This is a genomic window from Kitasatospora sp. RG8, assembly GCF_017813315.1.
GTDB lineage: Bacteria > Actinomycetota > Actinomycetes > Streptomycetales > Streptomycetaceae > Kitasatospora.
On the sequence record NZ_JAGIYX010000004.1, the window covers coordinates 281,178 to 301,122 of the forward strand.

The 19,945-nt window shown below is 72.9% G+C and carries 15 protein-coding genes; 6 read left to right on the forward strand and 9 right to left on the reverse strand.

Features of this window, described 5'->3' with window-relative positions; genetic code table 11:
- Nucleotides 1–43 precede the first annotated feature (43 nt).
- Together J5Y04_RS08900 and mce are read right to left on the reverse strand one after the other, a co-directional pair.
- On the reverse strand, nt 44–4,504 hold the full coding sequence (locus J5Y04_RS08900) for a hypothetical protein (protein WP_209411307.1): 4,461 nt from the start codon (nt 4,502–4,504) through the stop codon (nt 44–46).
- A gap of 527 nt (nt 4,505–5,031) precedes the next feature.
- Nucleotides 5,032–5,475, reverse strand: coding sequence for a methylmalonyl-CoA epimerase (gene mce, locus J5Y04_RS08905; RefSeq protein WP_148642892.1), 444 nt, complete (start codon nt 5,473–5,475; stop codon nt 5,032–5,034).
- Between the two features lie 265 nt (nt 5,476–5,740).
- Between mce and J5Y04_RS08910 the strand changes: the two genes are divergently transcribed.
- Together J5Y04_RS08910 and meaB are read left to right on the forward strand one after the other, a co-directional pair.
- A complete protein-coding gene (locus J5Y04_RS08910; protein WP_209411308.1) occupies nt 5,741–6,934 on the forward strand; it encodes an acetyl-CoA C-acetyltransferase in 1,194 nt (397 codons plus the stop codon).
- A gap of 71 nt (nt 6,935–7,005) precedes the next feature.
- Entirely contained in the window at nt 7,006–7,962 is a 957-nt protein-coding gene (meaB, locus tag J5Y04_RS08915) for a methylmalonyl Co-A mutase-associated GTPase MeaB (RefSeq protein ID WP_148642890.1), read from the forward strand.
- 120 nt (nt 7,963–8,082) lie between these two features.
- Here the strand turns inward: meaB and J5Y04_RS08920 are convergent, their stop codons facing one another.
- From J5Y04_RS08920 to J5Y04_RS08940, 5 genes are all read right to left on the reverse strand, one after another.
- On the reverse strand, nt 8,083–8,598 hold the full coding sequence (locus J5Y04_RS08920) for a MarR family winged helix-turn-helix transcriptional regulator (protein ID WP_148642889.1): 516 nt from the start codon (nt 8,596–8,598) through the stop codon (nt 8,083–8,085).
- Between the two features lie 166 nt (nt 8,599–8,764).
- Nucleotides 8,765–9,547: an AIM24 family protein gene (locus J5Y04_RS08925; protein WP_174315698.1), complete on the reverse strand. Its 783-nt coding sequence runs from the start codon at nt 9,545–9,547 to the stop codon at nt 8,765–8,767.
- A gap of 293 nt (nt 9,548–9,840) precedes the next feature.
- On the reverse strand, nt 9,841–10,491 hold the full coding sequence (locus tag J5Y04_RS08930; RefSeq protein WP_148642887.1) for an AIM24 family protein: 651 nt from the start codon (nt 10,489–10,491) through the stop codon (nt 9,841–9,843).
- Nucleotides 10,491–11,129 carry an AIM24 family protein gene (locus tag J5Y04_RS08935; RefSeq protein ID WP_209411310.1) on the reverse strand — a complete coding sequence of 213 codons (639 nt, stop codon included), beginning with the start codon at nt 11,127–11,129 and terminating at the stop codon, nt 10,491–10,493. Before J5Y04_RS08935 ends, J5Y04_RS08930 begins: the two co-directional genes overlap by 1 nt.
- A gap of 86 nt (nt 11,130–11,215) precedes the next feature.
- Nucleotides 11,216–11,998, reverse strand: a complete 783-nt coding sequence (locus tag J5Y04_RS08940; protein WP_209411311.1) for a DUF2127 domain-containing protein — start codon at nt 11,996–11,998, stop codon at nt 11,216–11,218.
- A 358-nt stretch (nt 11,999–12,356) separates the two neighbouring features.
- Between J5Y04_RS08940 and J5Y04_RS08945 the strand changes: the two genes are divergently transcribed.
- Nucleotides 12,357–12,707, forward strand: coding sequence for a DUF3817 domain-containing protein (locus J5Y04_RS08945; RefSeq protein WP_209411312.1), 351 nt, complete (start codon nt 12,357–12,359; stop codon nt 12,705–12,707).
- Between the two features lie 108 nt (nt 12,708–12,815).
- Here the strand turns inward: J5Y04_RS08945 and J5Y04_RS08950 are convergent, their stop codons facing one another.
- Together J5Y04_RS08950 and J5Y04_RS08955 are read right to left on the reverse strand one after the other, a co-directional pair.
- On the reverse strand, nt 12,816–14,429 hold the full coding sequence (locus tag J5Y04_RS08950; RefSeq protein ID WP_209411314.1) for a M4 family metallopeptidase: 1,614 nt from the start codon (nt 14,427–14,429) through the stop codon (nt 12,816–12,818).
- Between the two features lie 448 nt (nt 14,430–14,877).
- The gene (locus J5Y04_RS08955; RefSeq protein ID WP_307853008.1) at nt 14,878–16,515 is read right to left on the reverse strand and encodes a M4 family metallopeptidase; all 1,638 of its coding nucleotides are present in this window, start codon (nt 16,513–16,515) and stop codon (nt 14,878–14,880) included.
- A gap of 492 nt (nt 16,516–17,007) precedes the next feature.
- Between J5Y04_RS08955 and J5Y04_RS08960 the strand changes: the two genes are divergently transcribed.
- From J5Y04_RS08960 to J5Y04_RS08970, 3 genes are all read left to right on the forward strand, one after another.
- The gene (locus tag J5Y04_RS08960; RefSeq protein ID WP_209411317.1) at nt 17,008–17,535 is read left to right on the forward strand and encodes a MarR family winged helix-turn-helix transcriptional regulator; all 528 of its coding nucleotides are present in this window, start codon (nt 17,008–17,010) and stop codon (nt 17,533–17,535) included.
- A gap of 122 nt (nt 17,536–17,657) precedes the next feature.
- Entirely contained in the window at nt 17,658–17,999 is a 342-nt protein-coding gene (locus J5Y04_RS08965; protein WP_209411319.1) for a DUF3817 domain-containing protein, read from the forward strand.
- A 194-nt stretch (nt 18,000–18,193) separates the two neighbouring features.
- Complete coding sequence (locus J5Y04_RS08970) at nt 18,194–19,879, forward strand: methylmalonyl-CoA mutase (RefSeq protein ID WP_209411320.1); 1,686 nt, start codon at nt 18,194–18,196, stop codon at nt 19,877–19,879.
- Nucleotides 19,880–19,945: the final 66 nt, after the last annotated feature.

Here is a 19,945-nt window from a genome sequence, read left to right on the forward strand (position 1 = left end):
AGTGTCTACGGCGAAACGCCGTTGTCTCGCGGACAATGTCCGCTCAATCGGGTGGTGCGCTCTTGGAGCGATTGCCACCCGACCGGGGAGCGCCAACTCCGGCACCGGCCTTGGCACCCCCGTCCTTCTTGGTGTTGCTTCCCCCGTTGGCCTGTGCGACCGGTGATGGTGCCTCGAACGCCTCCAGCGCGGACAGCACGTCCTGCACCCTGGAGATCTCGGTGTTGATGTCCTTGCGGCGGCGCACCAGTTCGTCCAGCTCGCGCCGGCCCTCGTCGGTGACCCGCTTCGCCTCGGCCCGGGCCTCGGTGAGCAGCCGCTCGGACTCCGCCTTGGCCAGCTCGACCTGCTCGTTCGCCGACTCGTCGGCGGTCCGCAGCCGCTTCTCCGCCTCGGCCGACGCCGATTCGAGCCGCTCCTCCGCCTCGTCCTGCGCGGACTTCAGCTTCGCCTCGGCCTTGACGATCAGGGCCTCGGCGCGGTCGGTCGAGTCGGCGAGCTTGGTCTCGGCCTCCTTCAGCAGGCCCTCCGCCTTGCGGACGGCCGAGATCCGGACCTTGCTGGCCTCGGCGGACGCCTCCGAGGACAGCTCGTTGGCGCGCTCCTCGGCGGCCGCGACCAGCGCCGCCGCCCGCTCCTCGGCCTCGGTGACGGCGGCGATCGCCTGCTCCTCGGCCTCGGTCAGCTGCTCCTGGGCGGCCGTCACCAGCGCGTCCACCCGCTCGCCGGCCGACTTCATGGCCTGCGCGTTCTCCTTGCGGGCGCGCTCGTGCAGGGCCTCGACCTCGGCGTCGGTGCGCTCGCGCAGCTCCTCGGCGCGCTCGCGGATCGCGGTGGCGTCCCGGCGGGCCTCGGAGAGCAGCGCGTCGGCGTCGGCCCGGCCCTTCTCGACCTCGGCCTGGCCGGCGGCCTCGCCGGCGGCGACCAGCCGGTCGGCCTCCTTGCGGGCGGCCGCGACCATCGCGTCGGCCTGCTCCTCGGCGGCGGCGGTGGTGGCCAGTGCGGTGGTCTGGGCGTCCTCGCCGAGCGCCTCGGCGTCCGCGAAGGCCTTCTCCAGCACGGACTTGGCCTGATCGCGGGTGGCCTTGTCGAACTGCTCGGCGGCCTCGCGGGTGTCGGCGTCGTACGCGTCGGCGCGGGCGTGGGTGGCCGCGTCGTACTCGTCCGCGAGGCCACGGGTGGCCAGCGCGTACTCCTCGGCCTCGGCCCGCAGCGAGGCGGCGAACTCCTCGGCCTCGGCGATCGCGGCGGCGGCCTGTGCCTCGGCGGCGGCCACCGTCCGGGCGGCCTGCGCCTCGGCGTCGGCGCGCTGCTGCTCGGCGGCCTCCTGGGCGGCCCGCAGCTCGGCCTCGGCGTCGGCGCGCAGCCGCTCGTCGTAGGCCTGCGCCTCGGCCCGCAGGCGGCCCAGCTCGGCCTCGGCGGCCTCGCGGTCGGCGGCCAGCTCCAGCTCGGTCTGCTCGCGCAGGGCGGCGGTCTCGGCGTCGGTGCGGGCCCGCAGGTCGGCGGTCTCCCGCTCGGCCACGGCCCGCTGCTCGGCGGTCTCGAAGTCGGCGAGGGCGCGCTGCTCGGAGGTCTCCCGGTCGGCGGTCTCGTGCAGTTCGGCGACGGCGAGGTCGGTCCGCTCGCGCAGCTCGGCGGTCTCCCGCTCGGCCAGCTCCCGCAGTTCGGCGCTCTCGCGGGCGGCGGTGTCGCGCAGTTCGGCGGCGGCCTGGCCGGCCTCCCGGCGCAGTTCGGCGGCTTCGGCCTCGGCGGTGGCCCGCAGCTCGGCGATCTGCTGCGAGGCGGCCTCGTGCATGCCGGCCACCGACTGGCGCACCTCGGCGGCCTCGTCCTCGGCGGCGGAGACCAGCCTGGCGCCCTCGGCCCCGGCGGCGGCGACCAGCTCCTCGCCCTCGGCACGGGCCTGCTCCAGCGCCTCCTGCGCCTCGGCGCGGATGGAGTCGGCGGTGGCGCGGGCCTCGGACAGCTCCCGGCCGGCCTCGGCCCGGACGGTCTCGGCCTGCTCGGAAGCCAGCGCGAGATCGGCGTCGGCCCGCTCGCGCAGCGCCTTGGCGGCCTCCTCGGCCTCGGCCCGGCGCTTCTCGGCGGCGGCCCGGGCGCCCTCCAGCACCTCCTCGGCCTCGGCTCGCAGGCGGGAGGTCTCGGCGGTCGTCTGCTCGGTGAGTTCGGCGGCGGCCTGCTCGGCCTCGCTGCGGACGCGGTCGGCGTGTGCGTCGGCGGCCTCCCGCAGGGCGGTCGTCTCGGCGGCGGTGCGCTCGGTGAGCTCGGCGGCGGCCTGCTCGGCCTGCTCGCGGGCGGTCCGGGCGGCCGACAGCTGTTCGGCGGTCTCCTCGCGCTCGCGGCGCAGCCCGGCGGCGGCCTCCTCGTGCTCGCGTCGGCTCTCCTCGCGCAGCGCGTCGGCGGCGGCCTCGGCCTCGGCCCGGGAGCGGGCCACCTCGGCGTCGGTCTCGGTGCGCAGCCGCTCGGCGTCGGCCACCGCGGCGTCCCGGACGGCGGAGGCCTCGGCCTGCGCGTCGGCCCGCAGCGCCTCCGCGGCGGAGGTCGCCTCGGCCCGCACCCGCTGGTCGAACTCGGTTGCTTCGCGGCGCAGTTCGGCCGTCTCGCGCTCGGCTGCGGCACGGTTCTCGGCGGCCGCGGCCTTGGCGGCGGCGAGCGCGTCCTGGCCCTGCTGCTCGGCGGCGGCGACGGTCTTCCCGGCCTCGGCGCGGGCCCGGGCCAGGGTCTGCTCGGCGCGTCCCTGGGTCTCGACGGCCTGTTCCTTGGCCTGCTCGCGCATCCGTTCGATCTCGGCGGCCGCGCCCGCGCGCAGCTCGTCGGCGTCGGACTTGGCCTTGGTGAGCAGCTCCTCGGCGTTCTTCGCCGACTCCTCGATCTGGACGACGGCCTGGCGGCGGGCCTCGCCGCGGACCCGGTCGGCCTCGGCGGCGGCCTGGGCGCGCAGCTCCTCGGCCTCGGCACGCAGCAGGGCGGCCTCGTCCTGCATCTCGCGGATCCGCTCGCGGACGGCCGCGGCGTCGTCCAGGGCGGCGTTCTGGGCCTGCTCGACGGCGGCCTGGGCCTGCTCGCGCAGCCGCTGCGCCTCGGCGGCGGCCTCGGTGCGGATCCGCTCGGCCTCGGTGGCGGCGCCCGACCGGGCGGTCTCGGCGTCCTGGTTGGCCCTGGCGAGCACCTCCTCGGCCGTCTTGGCGGCCTTGGCGAGGTGGACGGTGGCGTCCTTGGCACCGGCCGCGCGGCCGGCCTCCTCGGCCTCGCTGCGCAGCTGCCGGGCGGCGGCCTCGGCCTGCGCCCGCAGTTCCGCGATGTCGCGTTCGGCCTGCGCCCGCATCTCGGCGATGGCGGCCTCGGCCTCGCCGCGCAGTTCGCCGGCCACCGACTCGGCGGTGGCGCGCAGCCGCTCGCTCTCCTCGGCGGCGGCCGCCTTGGCGGCCTCCGCCTCGGCCTGCTTGGTGGCGGCCTGGGCCTTGATGGCCTCGGCCTCCTTAGTGGCCTGGGCGACCATCCGGGCCACCTCGGCCCGGGCGGTCTGCGAGCGCTGCTCGCTGGCGGCCTCGCCGTCGGCGACCTTGCGTTCGGCGGCGGCCTCGGCGTCGGCCTGGAGCTGCTCGGCGGCGGCCTCGGCCTGGGCGCGCAGCTCGGCGGCCTCCCGACGGGTGCGCTCCGCCTCGGCGATCGCCTGGGCGCGCAGCCGCTCTATCTCGGCCTGGGCGTGGGCGAGCGCCTCCTGGGCGCGCTGCTGTTCGGCGGCGGCCTGTTCCTTGAGCCGGCCGATCTCGGCCTGTGCGGCGGCGAGCTGGTGCTCGGCGGCGACGTGGGCGGCGGCCAGCTGCTGCTGGGCCTCGCCGCGGGCGGCGTCCACGTCGGCGGCGGCCTGGGCACCGGCCTGCTGGGCCTGCTCGGAGGCGGCGCGCAGCAGCCGTTCGGCGTCGCTCTGGGCGCGCTGGATGGCGGCCTCGGCGGCGGCCTGGGCCTCGCCGCGGGCGGCGTCGACGTCGGCCGCGGTCTGCGCGCGGGCCTGGTCGGACAGGGCGGTGGCCTCGGCGCGGGCGGCGGCCATCAGCCGGTCGGCCTCGGCGCGGGCCTCCTGGAGCAGGCGCTGGGCCTCCTGCTCGGTGCCGGCCCGGGTCTGCTCGGCCCAGTTGACGTTCTCGTTGACGTGCTGTTCGGCGCTGCGCCGCAGCTCGGTGAGCTCGTCCTCCAGCTGGCGCCGGCGGGCGGCGAGCTCGGCCTCCAGCCGGGCGGTCCGCTCGGCGGCCTCGGCCATCAGGCGCTGGGTGGCCGCCTGGGAGTCGCGCAGGTGCCGCTCGGCGTCCGCGCGCAGCTGCTGGGCCTGCATCTCCGCGGTGCGGAGCATCTGCTCGGCCTGCCCGGACACCGCGTCGAAGGCGCGCGGCTGGGCGAGCATGCGGCGGGACTCGTGCAGCTTGGCCCGGAGCACCTCCACCTGGTAGGCGAGGTCTTCGGCATGCTCGGCCGCCTTGTCCCGCTCCTTCCGAGTCCGATCCATGTCGGCCTCGAACTGGGAGAGGTGATCGTCAGCCTCGTAGCCCCGCACTCCGCGGTCCCATCCATCTCCTGGTTGCGTCCTCGACCCGGCCGTTCCCGGGCACCCGCTGTCCGGGGCCCCGGTCCGACTGGTCCTTGCATCCGCAGCCGGTGGACGACCCCTTGGTCAGCAGGGGGCGTCCGCCGCGGTCGTCGAAGCCCTGGCCGGGAGCGCGGTGGTTCCGCGTTCCCCCGTCCGGGTGGACTTCTGGGCGAACTCTTGCCTGTGGAGAATGGTGACAGATCCGATGCGACTGTTCAGCCGTGCCCGCGTAATGGACTCCCCTGACGGGCCGACCACCGGAGGGCGGACGGGCCTGTCGTCGGCCGTGCTCGTCGTCCCCGTCCCCCGGAGTCTTCGCGCACCTGGGCATTGTAGTGGGAGCGCCCTGCGGGGGAATGGCCGCGTGGGGGTTTTCCGGGCAGAGGGCGACATTACTGACGAGTCACCAGTGGGTGCCGCCCGTCGGCGGCACCCGCCGGGAGGTTTCAGTGGGCCGTGTGATCGCCCGGTTCGGCCGAGGTGACCAGCTCGGTCAGCACGCCGCCGCAGTCCTTCGGGTGCAGGAAGGTGATCCGCGAGCCCATCGAGCCGATCCGCGGCTGGTCGTAGAGGACGCGGACGCCCTTGGCGCGGATGTCCTCGGAGTCGCCGTCCACGTCGGCGGTGCCGAAGGCGATGTGGTGGACGCCCTCGCCGTTCTTCTCCAGCCACTTGGCGACGGTCGAGTCGGGCCGGGTGGGCTCCAGCAGCTGGAGGTAGGAGGCGCCGCCGTCGCCGGTGTCGTTGATCTTGAGCATGGCCTCGCGCACCCCCTGCTCCTCGTTCACCTCGCTGTGGAACACCTCGAAGCCGTAGGTGGCGCGGTAGAACTCGACCGTCTTGTCGAGGTCGCGGCAGGCGATGCCGATGTGGTCGATGCGGGTCAGCACGGTGGCCTCCGGGTCTGGGCGGGCAACGGGACGGCAACAGTGCAGCGCATGCGGCCGGAGCGCGCCAGCGATGGGGGTGCGAGCCTGCTCACACGGTGTGGACGCGGCCGGTCGCGGCGGGGTTCACCCGGACCGGCTTGACACGGTGTTGACTGGACAGTGCCAGTGCGCTCGATCACACCGTCGCTCCGGTGACGGGCGGGTTACAGGTCAGTACATTGAGCGGCATCCACACCTGGCCACGACGTGCGAAGGGGCTCGTCCCATGACCAACACCACCTCTGTGATCGTTGCCGGTGCGCGGACCCCGATGGGTCGCCTGCTCGGTTCGCTCAAGGGCTTCTCCGGCGCCGACCTCGGCGGCTTCGCGATCAAGGCCGCCGTCGAGCGGGCCGGCATCGCGGGTGACCAGGTCCAGTACGTGATCATGGGCCAGGTGCTCCAGGCCGGCGCCGGCCAGATCCCGGCCCGCCAGGCCGCCGTCAAGGCCGGCATCCCGATGAACGTCCCGGCGCTCACCATCAACAAGGTGTGTCTCTCCGGCCTGGACGCCATCGCGCTGGCCGACCAGCTGATCCGCGCCGGCGAGTTCGACATCGTGGTGGCCGGTGGCCAGGAGTCGATGACCAACGCCCCGCACCTGCTGCCGAAGTCCCGCGAGGGCTACAAGTACGGCGCGATCGAGCTGCTGGACGCGATGGCCCACGACGGCCTGACCGACGCCTACGAGAACATCCCGATGGGCGAGTCCACCGAGAAGCACAACACCCGCCTGGGCATCCCGCGCGACGTCCAGGACGAGATCGCCGCCGCCTCGCACCAGCGGGCCGCCAAGGCGCAGCAGAACGGCGTCTTCGACGCCGAGATCGTCCCGGTCGAGATCCCGCAGCGCAAGGGCGAGCCGGTCGTCTTCAGCCAGGACGAGGGCATCCGCGCGGACACCACCGTCGAGGGCCTGGCCAAGCTGCGCCCGGCCTTCACCAAGGACGGCACGATCACCGCCGGCACCTCCTCGCAGATCTCCGACGGCGCCGCCGCCGTGGTCGTGATGAGCAAGGCCAAGGCCGAGGAGCTGGGCCTGACCTGGATCGCCGAGATCGGCGCGCACGGCAACGTCGCCGGCCCGGACAACTCGCTGCAGTCGCAGCCGTCCAACGCGATCAAGCACGCGCTGGCCAAGGAGGGCCTGACGGCCGCCGACCTCGACCTGATCGAGATCAACGAGGCCTTCGCGGCCGTCGCCCATCAGTCGACGAAGGACCTGGGCGTCTCCTCCGACATCGTCAACGTCAACGGCGGCGCGATCGCGCTCGGCCACCCGATCGGCATGTCCGGCGCCCGCGTGGTGCTGCACCTGGCGCTGGAGCTCCAGCGGCGCGGCGGCGGCGTCGGCGCGGCCGCCCTCTGCGGCGGTGGCGGCCAGGGTGACGCGCTGATCGTCAGGGTTCCGAAGGCCTGATCGTCCGACATATCTTCGGGGCTGCGGACCGCCACAAGCGGTCCGCAGCCCCGACTCGTAAGGAGATCCCGATGATCGATGTCGCGACGCTGGTCGAGCAGGCCCGGCAGGGCCGTCCGCGTGCCGTCGCCCGGCTGATCTCGCTGGTCGAGAACGCCGCCCCGCAGCTGCGCGAGGCGATGGCGGCGCTCGCGCCGTACACCGGCCGGGCCTACACCGTCGGGCTGACCGGGTCGCCGGGCGTGGGCAAGTCGACCTCCACCTCGGCGCTGGTCTCCGCCTACCGCCGGCTCGGCAAGCGCGTCGGGGTGCTGGCCGTCGACCCGTCCTCGCCGTTCTCCGGCGGTGCTCTCCTGGGCGACCGGGTCCGGATGCAGGACCACGCCACCGACCCGGAGGTCTTCATCCGTTCGATGGCCACCCGCGGCCACCTCGGCGGCCTCTCCTGGGCCGCCCCGCAGGCGCTGCGGGTGCTGGACGCGGCGGGCTGCGACGTGATCCTGGTCGAGACCGTCGGCGTCGGCCAGTCCGAGGTGGAGGTCGCCGCCCAGGCGGACACCACGGTGGTGCTGCTCGCCCCCGGGATGGGCGACGGCATCCAGGCCGCCAAGGCCGGGATCCTGGAGATCGGCGACCTCTTCGTGGTCAACAAGGCCGACCGGGACGGCGCCGACGCCACCGCCCGGGAGCTGAACCACATGCTCGGCCTGGGCGAGGCCCGCGAGGCGGGGGACTGGCGCCCGCCGATCGTCAAGACGGTCGCGGCCCGCGGCGAGGGCGTGGACGAGGTGGTCGAGGCGCTGGAGAAGCACCGCGCCTGGCTGGAGGAGCACGGCGAGCTGGCCGCGCGCCGACGCCGCCGGGCGGCCGACGAGGTCGAGGCGATCGCGCTGGCCGCACTGCGGGCCCGGATCGGCGACCTGCACGGCGACCGCCACCTGGTCACCCTGGCCGAGCGGGTGGTGGCCGGCGAGCTGGACCCGTACGGGGCCGCCGACGAGCTGGTCGCCGGGCTCACCCGGGGCTGAACGCACGCAGGAGGGCCGGTCCCCCGTCGGGTACGGGGGACCGGCCCCCAGGCGTTCCGGGCGTCCCCGGCCCCCGGCCCGGAGAGGGGCGGAAGGGGACGGAGAGGGACGGGGTGGCGGCTAGGAGCGGCCGCGCAGCCCGCGCAGGTGCTCGGCGACCGGGGCCAGCGCCTCGTACATCGCGTCCAGCTGCTCGGGCGTGAAGCGGTCGATGAAGTGCGCCCGGACGCTGCGCACGTGGTCCGGGGCGACCTTCTGCATGGTCGCCCAGCCCTGCTCGGTGAGGTGGGCGTAGAGGCCGCGCCGGTCGCCCGGGCACTCCTGCCGCAGGACCAGCCCGGCCGTCTCCATCCGGGTGATCTGGTGCGAGAGCCGGCTCTTGGACTGGAGCGTGGCGGTGGCCAGGTCGGTCATCCGCATCCGCCGCTCGGGCGCCTCGGAGAGCACGACCAGGATCTCGTAGTCGTTGATCGCGAGGCCGTGGGGCTGGAGTTCGCGGCCGAGCTGGTAGTCGAGCAGCTTGGCGACCTCCAGGTGGGCGCGCCACAGCCGCTGCTCCGTGGCGGTCAGCCAGGGAGTCTCCTCCTCGGGGCCCGGTGGGGAGACGTCCGCGGCGTCGGCTGTGTGCGTATCCATGGGAGACAGCATACCGCATTTAGTTAAATCTTGTACAACTTGCCGGGTCCGTCCGAGGCCGTCCGGGCTCGTCCGGCCCCACCGGCTCGTCCGGCCCGCGGACCCGTGGAGACCGGCGGACCCGTGGGGGCCACGGACCTGGACGGACCCGCGGGCCGGTGGAGGTTCACAGCCCGAAGCGCCGTCCGAGGTCGCCCAGGTTACCGAGACCCGGCACGTTGACGTTGGGCAGCTGGCTGCCGTGGCCGGATGCGTGCTGCGACGGCACCCCGCCCATCGGCACGCCCGCCTCGGCGTGCACCTGGCCGACCGCGCGCTCGGCCATCAGGACCTCGGTCGACTGCAGCAGCACCTGGCCGGCACCGATGAACTCGAACTGGTGCTCCTCGCCGGACGCCCCGCCCAGCCCGGTCAGCCGGCGGATGCCGCCGATCACCCCGTGCATGTAGTCGTGGTCGTAGTGGTGGCACGGCGCCGGGCAGTCGGCCCAGCCGACCAGTGCCTGCGGGTCGACCCGGATCGGCGGCTCGACGAAGTGCACCGGGCCGTTGGAGGCGGCCACGAACTTGCCGGTGCCGATCAGGGTCAGGAAGCCGGGGATGATCGACTGCTTGAGCCGCAGCGTCGGCTCGTACGCCAGCAGGTTGCCCGAACGGACGGTCAGGTTCCCCTCCTCCAGGTCGTAGGAGTTGAGGTCGAACGCCCGGTCGGCCAGCAGCAGCTTGCCCCGGCCCTCGGCGACCACCCAGTCCGCCGCGTGCATCGGCGAGTTGAAGTGCTGGCCGAGCATCCGGTCGATCGCGCCGGCGCCGACGCCCTTGAAGGAGATGTCGCCGTAGTAGGCGATCATCTTGCCCTTCTGCAGGAAGTACGACCCGTTCAGGTCCACCGAGAAGGCGTACGGGTTGACGTTGTCGTTGACCGGCAGGCTGTGCGCGTCGTGCACCACCGGACCGGAGCCGTCCTGCGCCTTGGGGAGCGGGGCCTGGGCGCCGCCGAACTGCTCCTGGGCGTACTGCTGCGGCGGCTGCGCCGGGTAGCCCTGCTGGGGATAGCCCTGCTGGGGGTGGCCCTGAGGCGGCGGCGGGTAGCCCTGGCCGGGCGGCGGGCCGTAGCCGGGCGGCGGGGCGGCCGGGAAGCCGGGCTGGGTGGGCTGGTTGTACGGCGACGGCTGGCCGTACGGCTGCTGCTGGCCGTACGGGTCGTTCGGCTGCCCGTACGGGGGCTGCGGCGGGTAGGACATCAGAGCTTCTCCTCGCTCGCCTGCACGAACACGGTGCCGTTGCCGGACAGCTCCAGCTGGAACGCCTCGCCGGAGCCGCGTCCGATCATGTCGCGCCACCCCAGCGCGGTGGACAGCTTGTTCTGGACCTGGCCGCGGTGCGCGACGTAGGCCTGGGGGTCGACGTGCACCGGCTGGTGCGGGGTGATGGGCAGCTCGAAGACGCCGCCGTGGGCCATCACCGCGACCGAACCGTGGCCGTCCAGCTTGGTGGTGAACAGGCCCTGGCCGGTCACCTGGCCGCGGACCATGCCCATCACACCGCCCTGCGAGCCCATGAACATGGTGGACTGCTGGAGCGACCCGTCGAAGGCCAGCAGCCGGTCCGCCTCGACGTACAGGGTGTCGCCGGCCAGCTCGATCACGTGCACGTGGTGGCCGCCGTGGCCGAACATCACGGTGCCCTGGCCCTCGACCGTCATCAGCGGGGTGTCCTCGTTGGCCACCCGGCGGCCGATCATCGACATGACCCCGCCCTGCCCGCCGGTGATGTTCGGCGTGAACCGGACCTCGCCGGTGTACGCGAGCATCGCGCCGCGCTGGCTGAACAGCCGCTGCCCGGGGACGACCCGGGCCTCGATCATCTTGTTGTTGATCCTGGTGAACGGCATCAGACGTCGCCCCCGACGGTCAGCTTCTCGGACGGCTGCACGTACACCAGGCCCTCGCCGGTGAACTCCACCTGGACGGCCTCGCCGCCGCCCTCGCCGATGAACGTCGTCCAGCCGGCCCCCGACTTGAGGCTGCGGCTCAGATTGCCGGTGTGCGCCACGTACGCCCCCGGGTCCACCCGCAGCGGCATGCCCTGGGTGACCCGCAGGATGATCGCCGGCCCCTTGGAGGTGACGGCGGCCCAGCCGCTGCCCTCGACCTTGGTGGTGAACAGGCCGTTGCCGGACGAGATGCCGTTCAGACCGGTGAAGGTGGTGCCGGTGCGCAGCGTGCCCTCGGTGCAGAGCAGGTTGTCCGACTCGACGTAGAGCGTCTCGCCGTTCAACCGGACGAGGTTGATCTCGGTGGCCTTGTCGGCGAAGTAGCAGGTGCCCTGCCCCTTCACCTCCATGACCGTCATCTGCTCGCCGGTCAGCCTGCGCGTGACCATGCCGCGCAGGCCGTCACCGCCGCCGCTGAGCTTCTTGAAGCTCATCTGGCCGCTGTACGCGACCATCGAGCCGTTTCTGGCTTTCACGCCGTCGCCCGTCATGTCGACGGCGAGCGTCTTGGACCCCTGGAGTCGAAACTGTGCCACCGCCGCAATGTAGCCGCATCGGGCGGCCGCCGGGGAGAGGGAGGCGGCGTTCTGGTACCGCTCTGCGACAAATGCCCGGATCGGGCTCAGGTGTGCGCACCGTGCGGGACCGCCCCGGCGGCCAGCTCCACCTCCAGCAGCGAGGCCGAGTGGCGTTCGGCCTCGAAGGCGACCACGCCGCCGCGCAGGCCGAACAGACGCTTGGAGAGCAGGATCCAGAGCACGGCGACGATGTTCAGCACCAGGGTGCCGATCTTCAGTGCGCTGACGTGCTCGGTCAGCTCGGACGCCTCCAGCGGGAGGAAGGCCGCGGTGGCCACCACCGTGAGGTACTCGGCCCAGCGCCTGCCGAGCCAGAGGCCGTACGCCTCGACGATCTCGATCAGCGCGTAGACCAGGAGCGCGCCCGCGACGATCAGCAGGGTGCTGTGCTTGTAGTCGAAGGTCTTGCGGATGGTGTCGGCTATCGGTGAGTGTTCGAGGTCCCAGTGGAAGTGCTCGGTCACCGGCCGGAACACCGTCAGGTTCTCGTCGAAGACCCGGCGCACCGCGTCCTGGCTGTTGGAGAACTTCCAGACGCCCCAGGCCACCACGACGATCAGCAGCCCGCGCAGCAGCCGTTCGACGGCCAGGAAGCGGAGGATGAAGAGGTCCCGCAGGGCCTTGCCGCGCGGCACGAGCGGCGCCTCCTCGGCCGGCCCGGAGCCGTGCGGGGCGCCGAGCGCGAAGTCGCCGCAGCGCAGGCAGCGCCAGGCGTCGCCGAGTGCGGTCGCCGCGTGCAGGCGGCGGTTCAGCTCGGGCTCGGCCGGCGCGTACGTGACGTGCCCGCGCCGGGCGCAGGTCCTTCGGTCCCAGTCCAGCTTGAACATCGGTGGTACCCCCGTGGTGCTGCGATGCGGACGGCTCCCGGATCGCCGGGGCGCGGCAGCAGGATAGGGGCGCCGACCGGCCCGGCGCCGCGACCGGGGGCGATCTGCTGCAGGGCTGTGACATCCGGGGTCGTGGCGCAGGGGGCCGTGAGGCCGTGGGCCGTGACGTCCGGGGCCGTGGCGCAGGGGGCCGTGAGGCCGTGGGCCGTGACGTCCGGGGCCGTGGCGCAGGGGGCCGTGACGTCCGGGGTGTGACGTCCGGCACGGGGGAGCACCCCGGCCGGGGGCTCGGACATGTGCTCGGTGATAATGGCGGGGATGCTTGTGAGCCGGTTCACAAGCGATCTTCGACTCCGGTATGAGGTACGCCATCGTGAACAGCAGTGCCGTCCACCGCCTGCGCCTGGTCTCCGCCCCCGAGGGCCTCTCCTTCCTCCTGCTCCTGGTCTGTTCCGTGCTCAAGCGCACCACCAGCTTCGACGCGGTCCCGGTGATGGGCATGGTCCACGGGATCCTGTTCATCCTCTACGTGGTGTTCTGGATCATGGCCTGGCAGGCGCAGAAGTGGGACGTGAAGCGTGGCGCCCTGCTCTTCGTCCTCTCGGTGCTGCCCACCGGCGGGTTCTTCGCCGAGCGTCTCCTCAAGGAGGAGGAGCTCGGCAAGGCGGTGCCGGCCCGCGAGCCCGCCGCGGCCCGACCCGCCGCCTGACCCGCGGCCCGGACCGCCGGACCGCCGGACGGCCGACAGGCTGCCGGGGCCTCCTCTCCCAGAGGGCCCCGGCAGCCTGCCGTCTTTTCCAGGGGTGGTCCGCCGGGGCTAGTTGACGTTGACCGCGCTCCAGGCCGCAGCCACCGTCTTGTACTCGGTGCTGGTGGCGCCGTACAGGTCGGAGGCCGCCTTCAGGGTCGCGGTGCGCGCGGCCTTGTAGTTGGTGGTCGAGGTGAAGTAGACGGTCAGGGCGCGGTACCAGATCGCGGCCGCCTTGTTCCGGCCGATGCCGGTGACCGTGGAGCCGTTGGAGGTCGGGCTGTTGTAGCTGACGCCGTTGATGGTCTTGGCGCCGCTGCCCTCGGCCAGCAGGTAGAAGAAGTGGTTGGCCACGCCCGAGGAGTAGTGGACGTCCACGTTGCCGACCCCGGAGTACCAGGAGTCCTTGGACGCGCCGTCCTTGGAGGGCTTGTCCATGTAGCGCAGCGGGGTGCCGTTGCCGTTGATGTTGAGCTTCTCGCCGATCAGGTAGTCGGGCACGTCCACCGGCAGGTTGGCGTACCACTCGACCATGGTGCCGAAGATGTCCGAGGTGGCCTCGTTGAGACCGCCGGACTCGCCGGAGTAGACCAGGCCGGCGGTGGCGGAGGTGACGCCGTGGGTCATCTCGTGGCCCGCCACGTCGATCGCGGTCAGCGGGTGGGTGTTGCCGGATCCGTCGCCGTAGGTCATGCAGAAGCAGGAGTCGTTCCAGAACGCGTTGACGTAGTTGGAGCCGTAGTGGACCCGGCTGCTCGCGCCGACGCCGTTGTTCTTGATGCCGCTGCGGCCGAAGGTGTTCTTGTAGTAGTCCCAGGTCGCACCGGCGCCGAACTGCGCGTCCACGGCGGCGGACTGGGTGTTGGAGGCGAGGCCGTTGCCCCAGACGTTGTCCGCGTCGGTGTACAGCGCGTTCGAGGACGCGGCGTTGCCGGTCCACTGGTTGCCCCGCGAGCCGTCCTTGAGCTGGTAGGTCGAGCCGCTCTGGGTGGTGGTCAGGGTGACCGAGCCGACGTTGACGCCCTTGCCGCTCCCGGTCGCGGTCTGGAACTCCTCGTGGGTGGAGAGCACCTCGCCGGTGGCCGCGTCGGTGACCAGCCGCTGGCTGCTCGGGGTGCCGTCGGCCCGCTGGCCCTGCACCACCGTCTGGTACGCCAGCCGCGGGCTGCCGTCGGCGGCCCAGACCACGAGGGTGGCCGCGCCCGCGCCGTCGACCCGGCTGATCGCCGCCTCGTCCTTGTCCGCCGCGATGCCGACGGTGGCCCGGACCGCGCCGAGCGCCTGGGCGGAGGCCTTGTCGGCGGAGAGCGCCGGGGTGAGGCTGGGCAGCGACAGCTGCCCGGTGAAGGCACGGTCCACCGAGGTGATCGAGCCGTTGGACTTCTGGTGCACCACCAGGTCGCCGCCGATCACCGGCAGGCCGCCGAGCGTCCGCTCGTAGCGCAGGTGGCGGTCGCCGTTGGCGTCCAGCACCGCGTCCTTGACGACGAGCCGCTCCTGGCCGCCGAGCGCGAGCGACTGCGCCACCGGCGCGGCCTCGCCGCCGGCCAGGGCGATCAGGGCGTCGCGCTGCTGGGCGACGGAGGGCGCGGAGGCCTGGGCGGGGGCCGCGGCGACCTGGATGGCGCCGGCCAGCAGGGCGGTGGCGGAGAGTACGGCGCCGGCTGTCAGCTTTCGCTTCACGTACGGGGTTCCTTCCACGAAACCGCGTGTGCGCGGTCACGCCGCATACCGGGGCGCCGGGGGTGGCGCCTTGGGGCGGTAGGGCGCTGACGTGCTGCTCCCGTGCGGTCCAGGACGGCTGGTCGGTGGGTGGGGGCGACGGCCGTCGAACGGGGCTTGGACGCAAGCATGACAACCCGACAGGGGGAAGGACAGGGCGCCGCCGGGGATTGGCCAGGTCTCGCCAGTCGCCGGTACGGGTGGTCCGGGTGCGGCGGATGCCCGGTTCGGGCGTTTCGCCCCGCTGGCGGGATCCCGCCAGCGGCCGGCCTTGCCTGGCCCGGCGGCCCTTGCTACGCGGGCCCGGGCGAGGGCGTCGGGGGCCCGCGGACGCGCGAGCGCCCGGGGCCTCCCCTCCCAGTGAGGGCCCCGGGCGCTCGCGGGGCCCTCAGGCCCCCGGCGGGTCACGTCAGTTGACGTTGACACCGCTCCACGCGGCCGCCACCGCGTTGTACTCGGCGCTGCCCGCGCCGTAGAGGTCCGCCGCCGCGCTCAGGGTGCCGGTGCGGGCGCCCTTGTAGTTGGTGGTGGAGGTCCAGTAGACGGTCAGGGCGCGGTACCAGATGGCCGCGGCCTTGTCCCGGCCGATGCCGGTGAGGGTCGAGCCGTTGGAGGTCGGGCTGTTGTAGCTGACGCCGTTGATGGTCTTGGCGCCGCTGCCCTCGGCCAGCAGGTAGAAGAAGTGGTTGGCCACGCCCGAGGAGTAGTGGACGTCCAGGTTGCCCACGCCGGAGGACCACGAGTCGGCCGAGCCGCCGTCCTTGGAGGGCTTGTCCATGTAGCGCAGCGGGGTGCCGTCGCCGTTGAGGTCGATCTCCTCGCCGATCAGGTAGTCCGGCTTGTCGGTGGCCAGGTTGGCGTAGAACTCGACCATGGTGCCGAAGATGTCCGAGGTGGCCTCGTTGAGACCGCCGGACTCGCCCGAGTAGTTGAGGCCCGCGGTGGCCGAGGTGACGCCGTGGGTCATCTCGTGGCCCGCCACGTCGATCTCGGTCAGCGGGTGGGTGTTGCCGGCGCCGTCACCGTACGACATGCAGAAGCAGGAGTCGCTCCAGAAGGCGTTGACGTAGTTCTTGCCGTAGTGGACCCGGCTGGTGGCGCCGACGCCGTTGTTCTTGATGCCGTTGCGGCCGAAGGTGTTCTTGTAGAAGTCCCAGGTGGCGGCCGCGCCGTACTGCGCGTCCACCGCGGCCGACTGGCCGCTGGAGACGGTGCCGTTGCCCCAGGCGTTGTCGGCGTCGGTGTACAGGGTGCCCGACCCGGAGGTGCGGCCCTTGTAGTCGACGGTGGACTGGCCGCCGCGGGAGGCGTCCTTCAGCTGGTAGGTCGAGCCGCTGAGCGTGGTGGTCAGCGGGACGTTGCCGACGAAGACGCCGTTGCCGCTGCCGGCCGCGGTCTGGACCTGCTCGTGGGTGGAGAGCACCTCGCCGCTGGCGGCGTCGGTGACGAGCAGCTGGCTGCTCGGGGTGCCGTCGGCACGGACGCCCTCGACGGTCGTGCGGTACGCCAGGCGCGGGTTGCCGTCCGCGGCCCAGACCACCAGCTCGGCGGCGCCGGTCTGGTGGACCTCCTTCAGCGGCGACTCGTCCTTGTCGGCGGTGATGCCGACGGTGGCCTGCACGGCGCCGGAGGCCTGTGCGGCCGCCTTGTCGGCGGGGATCGACGGGGTGAGGCTGGGCACGGAGATGGTCGCGCCGACGGCCTTGTCCACGGCCTTGACCGCACCGTCGGCGGCCTGGTGGACCACCAGGTCGCCGCCGAGGACGGGCAGGCCGGCGAAGGTGCGCTCGAAGCGGAGGTGACGGGTGCCGTTGGCGTCCACCACGGCGTCCTTGGCGACCAGCTTCTCCTGGCCGCCGAGCGCCAGCGCCTTGGCCAGCGGGTCGGCCTGACCCTTCGCCACGGCGAGGACGGCCTCGCGCTGCTGCGACGCCTGGGCCTGGGCCGAGGGGGCGGGGGTCGCCTGGGCGGCGGTGCTCACCTGGATGACGCCGGTGAGGAGTGCGGTGGCGGAGAGTACGGCGCCGGCTGCGAGCTTTCGCTTCACGTACAGGTCCTTCCGGAAAACCGCGTGTGCGCGGTCGCGCCTCGTCCCGGGGTGCCGGGGTTGGCACCTGAGGGGCGGAACGGGCGCTGACGGGCTGCTCCGTGCGGTCGAGCGGCGGGCCACCGGTGAGTGGGGCGGTGGCTGCCGGACGGGGCTGGCCGAAAGCATGACAATCCAACAAGTGAAATGACAGGTCTGGTTCACCAATTGGCCAGGTCTCGCCAGCCCGGCGGATTGTGAACAGAGTGACGAAAGGGGCGAATCACCCCGTCTTTCAGCGGGTTACCGCCCGAACCGAGGCCTGATAGCGGGCCGAACGCCTGGTCGGTGGTCAACGACCCGTGGGGCGCGTGGGGTTGGCTTCCGTTCACATCCCGGCAATGTCCTGGTACGGACCTGGCCGCCCCGCTGGCGGGATCCCGCCACGTGTTGCGCTTGTCCACCATCAGGACGCCTGATAGCGGCGTTCCCGACCGCCGGTACGGTTAGGAGGTGGCCAAGCCCCTCGCACTCGACTTCGACCCGATCGCCCGCGCCGACGAGCTCTGGACCCGTCGTTGGGGCGGAGCCCCCTCGATGGCGGCGATCACCTCGATCATGCGCGCCCACCAGATCCTGCTCTCGCGGGTGGACACGGTGCTCAAGCCGTACGGCCTGACCTTCGCCCGCTACGAGGCGCTGGTGCTGCTCACCTTCAGCCGGACCGGCGAGCTCTCGCTCTCCAAGATCGGCGAGCGGCTGATGGTCCACCCGACCAGCGTGACCAACACCGTCGACCGCCTGGAGCGGGCCGGCCTGGTCGCCCGCCGGCCCAACCCGCTGGACGGCCGGGGGGTGCTCGCCTCGATCACCGGCCGCGGCCGCGAGGTGGTGGAGGAGGCCACCCGGGAGCTGATGGCGATGGAGTTCGGCCTGGAGGAGTACGACGCCGCGCAGTGCCGCCAGGTCTTCGAACTGCTCCGCCCGCTGCGGGTGGCGGCCGGCGACTTCACCGGGCCGGACGCGGCCCCCGCCGGGTAGGGCGCGCCCGCGGCCGGGCAGGGCGCTGCGCGGCGCACCCGTAAGCGGCGGCTACCCTCGTGGGAGCGGTGCGCGGATCCGGGCGTGCCGGCCGATCCCTGCCGAGCGAGGCGATGAAGAGTATGAAGGCGAACCCCCTGCTGGGCTGGTACCGGGCCCTGGCCATTGCGACCGGTGTGGCGCTGCTGGTGTTCTGCGGCTTCATGGTCGCGAAGTACGGCTTCGACACCGCCGAGGACGTCACCACCTACGTCGCGATGCTGCACGGCTACCTGTACATCGGGTACTTCGTGGTCACCTTCCTGCTCGGCCAGAAGCTCAAGTGGCCGCTCGGCCGGATGATCCTGACGCTGGCCGCCGGCTGCATCCCGTTCGCCTCCTTCGTCGCCGAGCGCCGGGTGGTCCGCGAGGCCGCCGAGCGGCTCCCGGCCGGCGCCGCCGCCCGGCAGACCGCCGGCGTCTGACCGCGCCGGCCCCTGCGAGCGCCCCTCCCCGGTTCCGGGGAGGGGCGCTCGGCGTTTCGCCCCGCCCCTGCGGCCCGACCTGCGCGTACCGTCTCCATCGACAAGTACTAGGACGTCCGAGTAAATTAGTAGGACGTCCTAATAGCTGTGCCGCCCCGATGCCGTGGCGGCCGTACGGAGCGGAGTTCTTGGCCATGGACGCCGAGGAGATCGAGCGCGGGCGGCAGCGCTGGCAGCAGCGGTACGACAGCGCCCGCAAGCGGGACGCGGACTTCACCACCCTCTCCGGCGACGAGGTCGAGCCGGTCTACGGCCCGCCCGCCGGGCAGCCCGTCGAGGGCTTCGAGCGGATCGGCTGGCCGGGCGAGTACCCGTACACCCGCGGTCTGCACGCCACCGGTTACCGCGGCCGCACGTGGACCATCCGCCAGTTCGCCGGCTTCGGCAACGCGGAGCAGACCAACGAGCGCTACCGGATGATCCTGGAGGCGGGCGGCGGCGGCCTCTCGGTCGCCTTCGACATGCCGACCCTGATGGGTTACGACTCCGACGACGCCAAGTCGCTCGGCGAGGTCGGCCACTGCGGCGTGGCCATCGACTCGGCCGCCGACATGGAGGTCCTGTTCAAGGGCATCCCGCTCGGCGAGGTCACCACCTCGATGACGATCAGCGGCCCGGCCGTCCCGATCTTCTGCATGTACCTGGTCGCCGCCGAGCGCCAGGGCGTCGACCCGGCGGTGCTCAACGGCACCCTGCAGACGGACATCTTCAAGGAGTACATCGCCCAGAAGGAGTGGCTCTTCGCCCCCGAGCCGCACCTGCGCCTGATCGGCGACCTGATGGCGTACTGCGCCGAGGGCATCCCGGCGTACAAGCCGCTCTCCGTCTCCGGCTACCACATCCGCGAGGCCGGGGCGACGGCCGCGCAGGAGCTGGCGTACACGCTGGCGGACGGCTTCGCCTACGTGGAGCTCGGCCTCTCCCGCGGTCTGGACGTGGACGTCTTCGCGCCCGGCCTCTCCTTCTTCTTCGACGCGCACCTGGACTTCTTCGAGGAGATCGCCAAGTTCCGCGCCGCCCGCCGGATCTGGGCCCGCTGGATGCGCGACCGCTTCGGCGCCAAGACCGACAAGGCGCAGTGGCTGCGGTTCCACACCCAGACCGCGGGCGTCTCGCTGACCGCGCAGCAGCCGTACAACAACGTGGTCCGCACCGCCGTCGAGGCGCTGTCCGCGGTGCTCGGCGGCACCAACTCGCTGCACACCAACGCCCTGGACGAGACGCTCGCGCTGCCGTCCGAGCAGGCCGCCGAGATCGCCCTGCGCACCCAGCAGGTGCTGATGGAGGAGACCGGCGTCACCAACGTCGCGGACCCGCTGGGCGGCTCCTGGTACGTCGAGGCGCTCACCGACCGGATCGAGGAGCAGGCCGAGGCGATCTTCGAGCGGATCCTGGACAAGGGCCGCGAGGACCACGAGATCGGCCCGATCACCTCCGGCATCCTGCGCGGGATCGAGGACGGCTGGTTCACCGGGGAGATCGCCGAGGCGGCCTTCCAGTACCAGCAGTCGGTGGAGAAGGGCGAGAAGCGGGTCGTCGGCGTCAACTGCCACCCGCGCAGCGTCACCCCCGAGCTGGAGATCCTGCGGGTCAGCCACGAGGTCGAGCGCGAGCAGGTGCGCGTGCTGGCCGAGCGGAAGGCCGGCCGGGACGAGGCGGCGGTGCGCGCCGGCCTGGAGGCCATGCTGGCGGCCGCGCGCTCGGGCGAGTCGATGATCCCGCCGATGCTGGACGCGGTGCGGGCCGAGGCCACCCTGGGCGAGATCTGCAACGCCCTGCGCGAGGAGTGGGGGATCTACCGGGAGACGGCCCGCTTCTGAGGCCCTCCCGGCACACGGGAGCCGCCCCGCACGTACCGACGTGCGGGGCGGCTGCGTGCTGTCCGC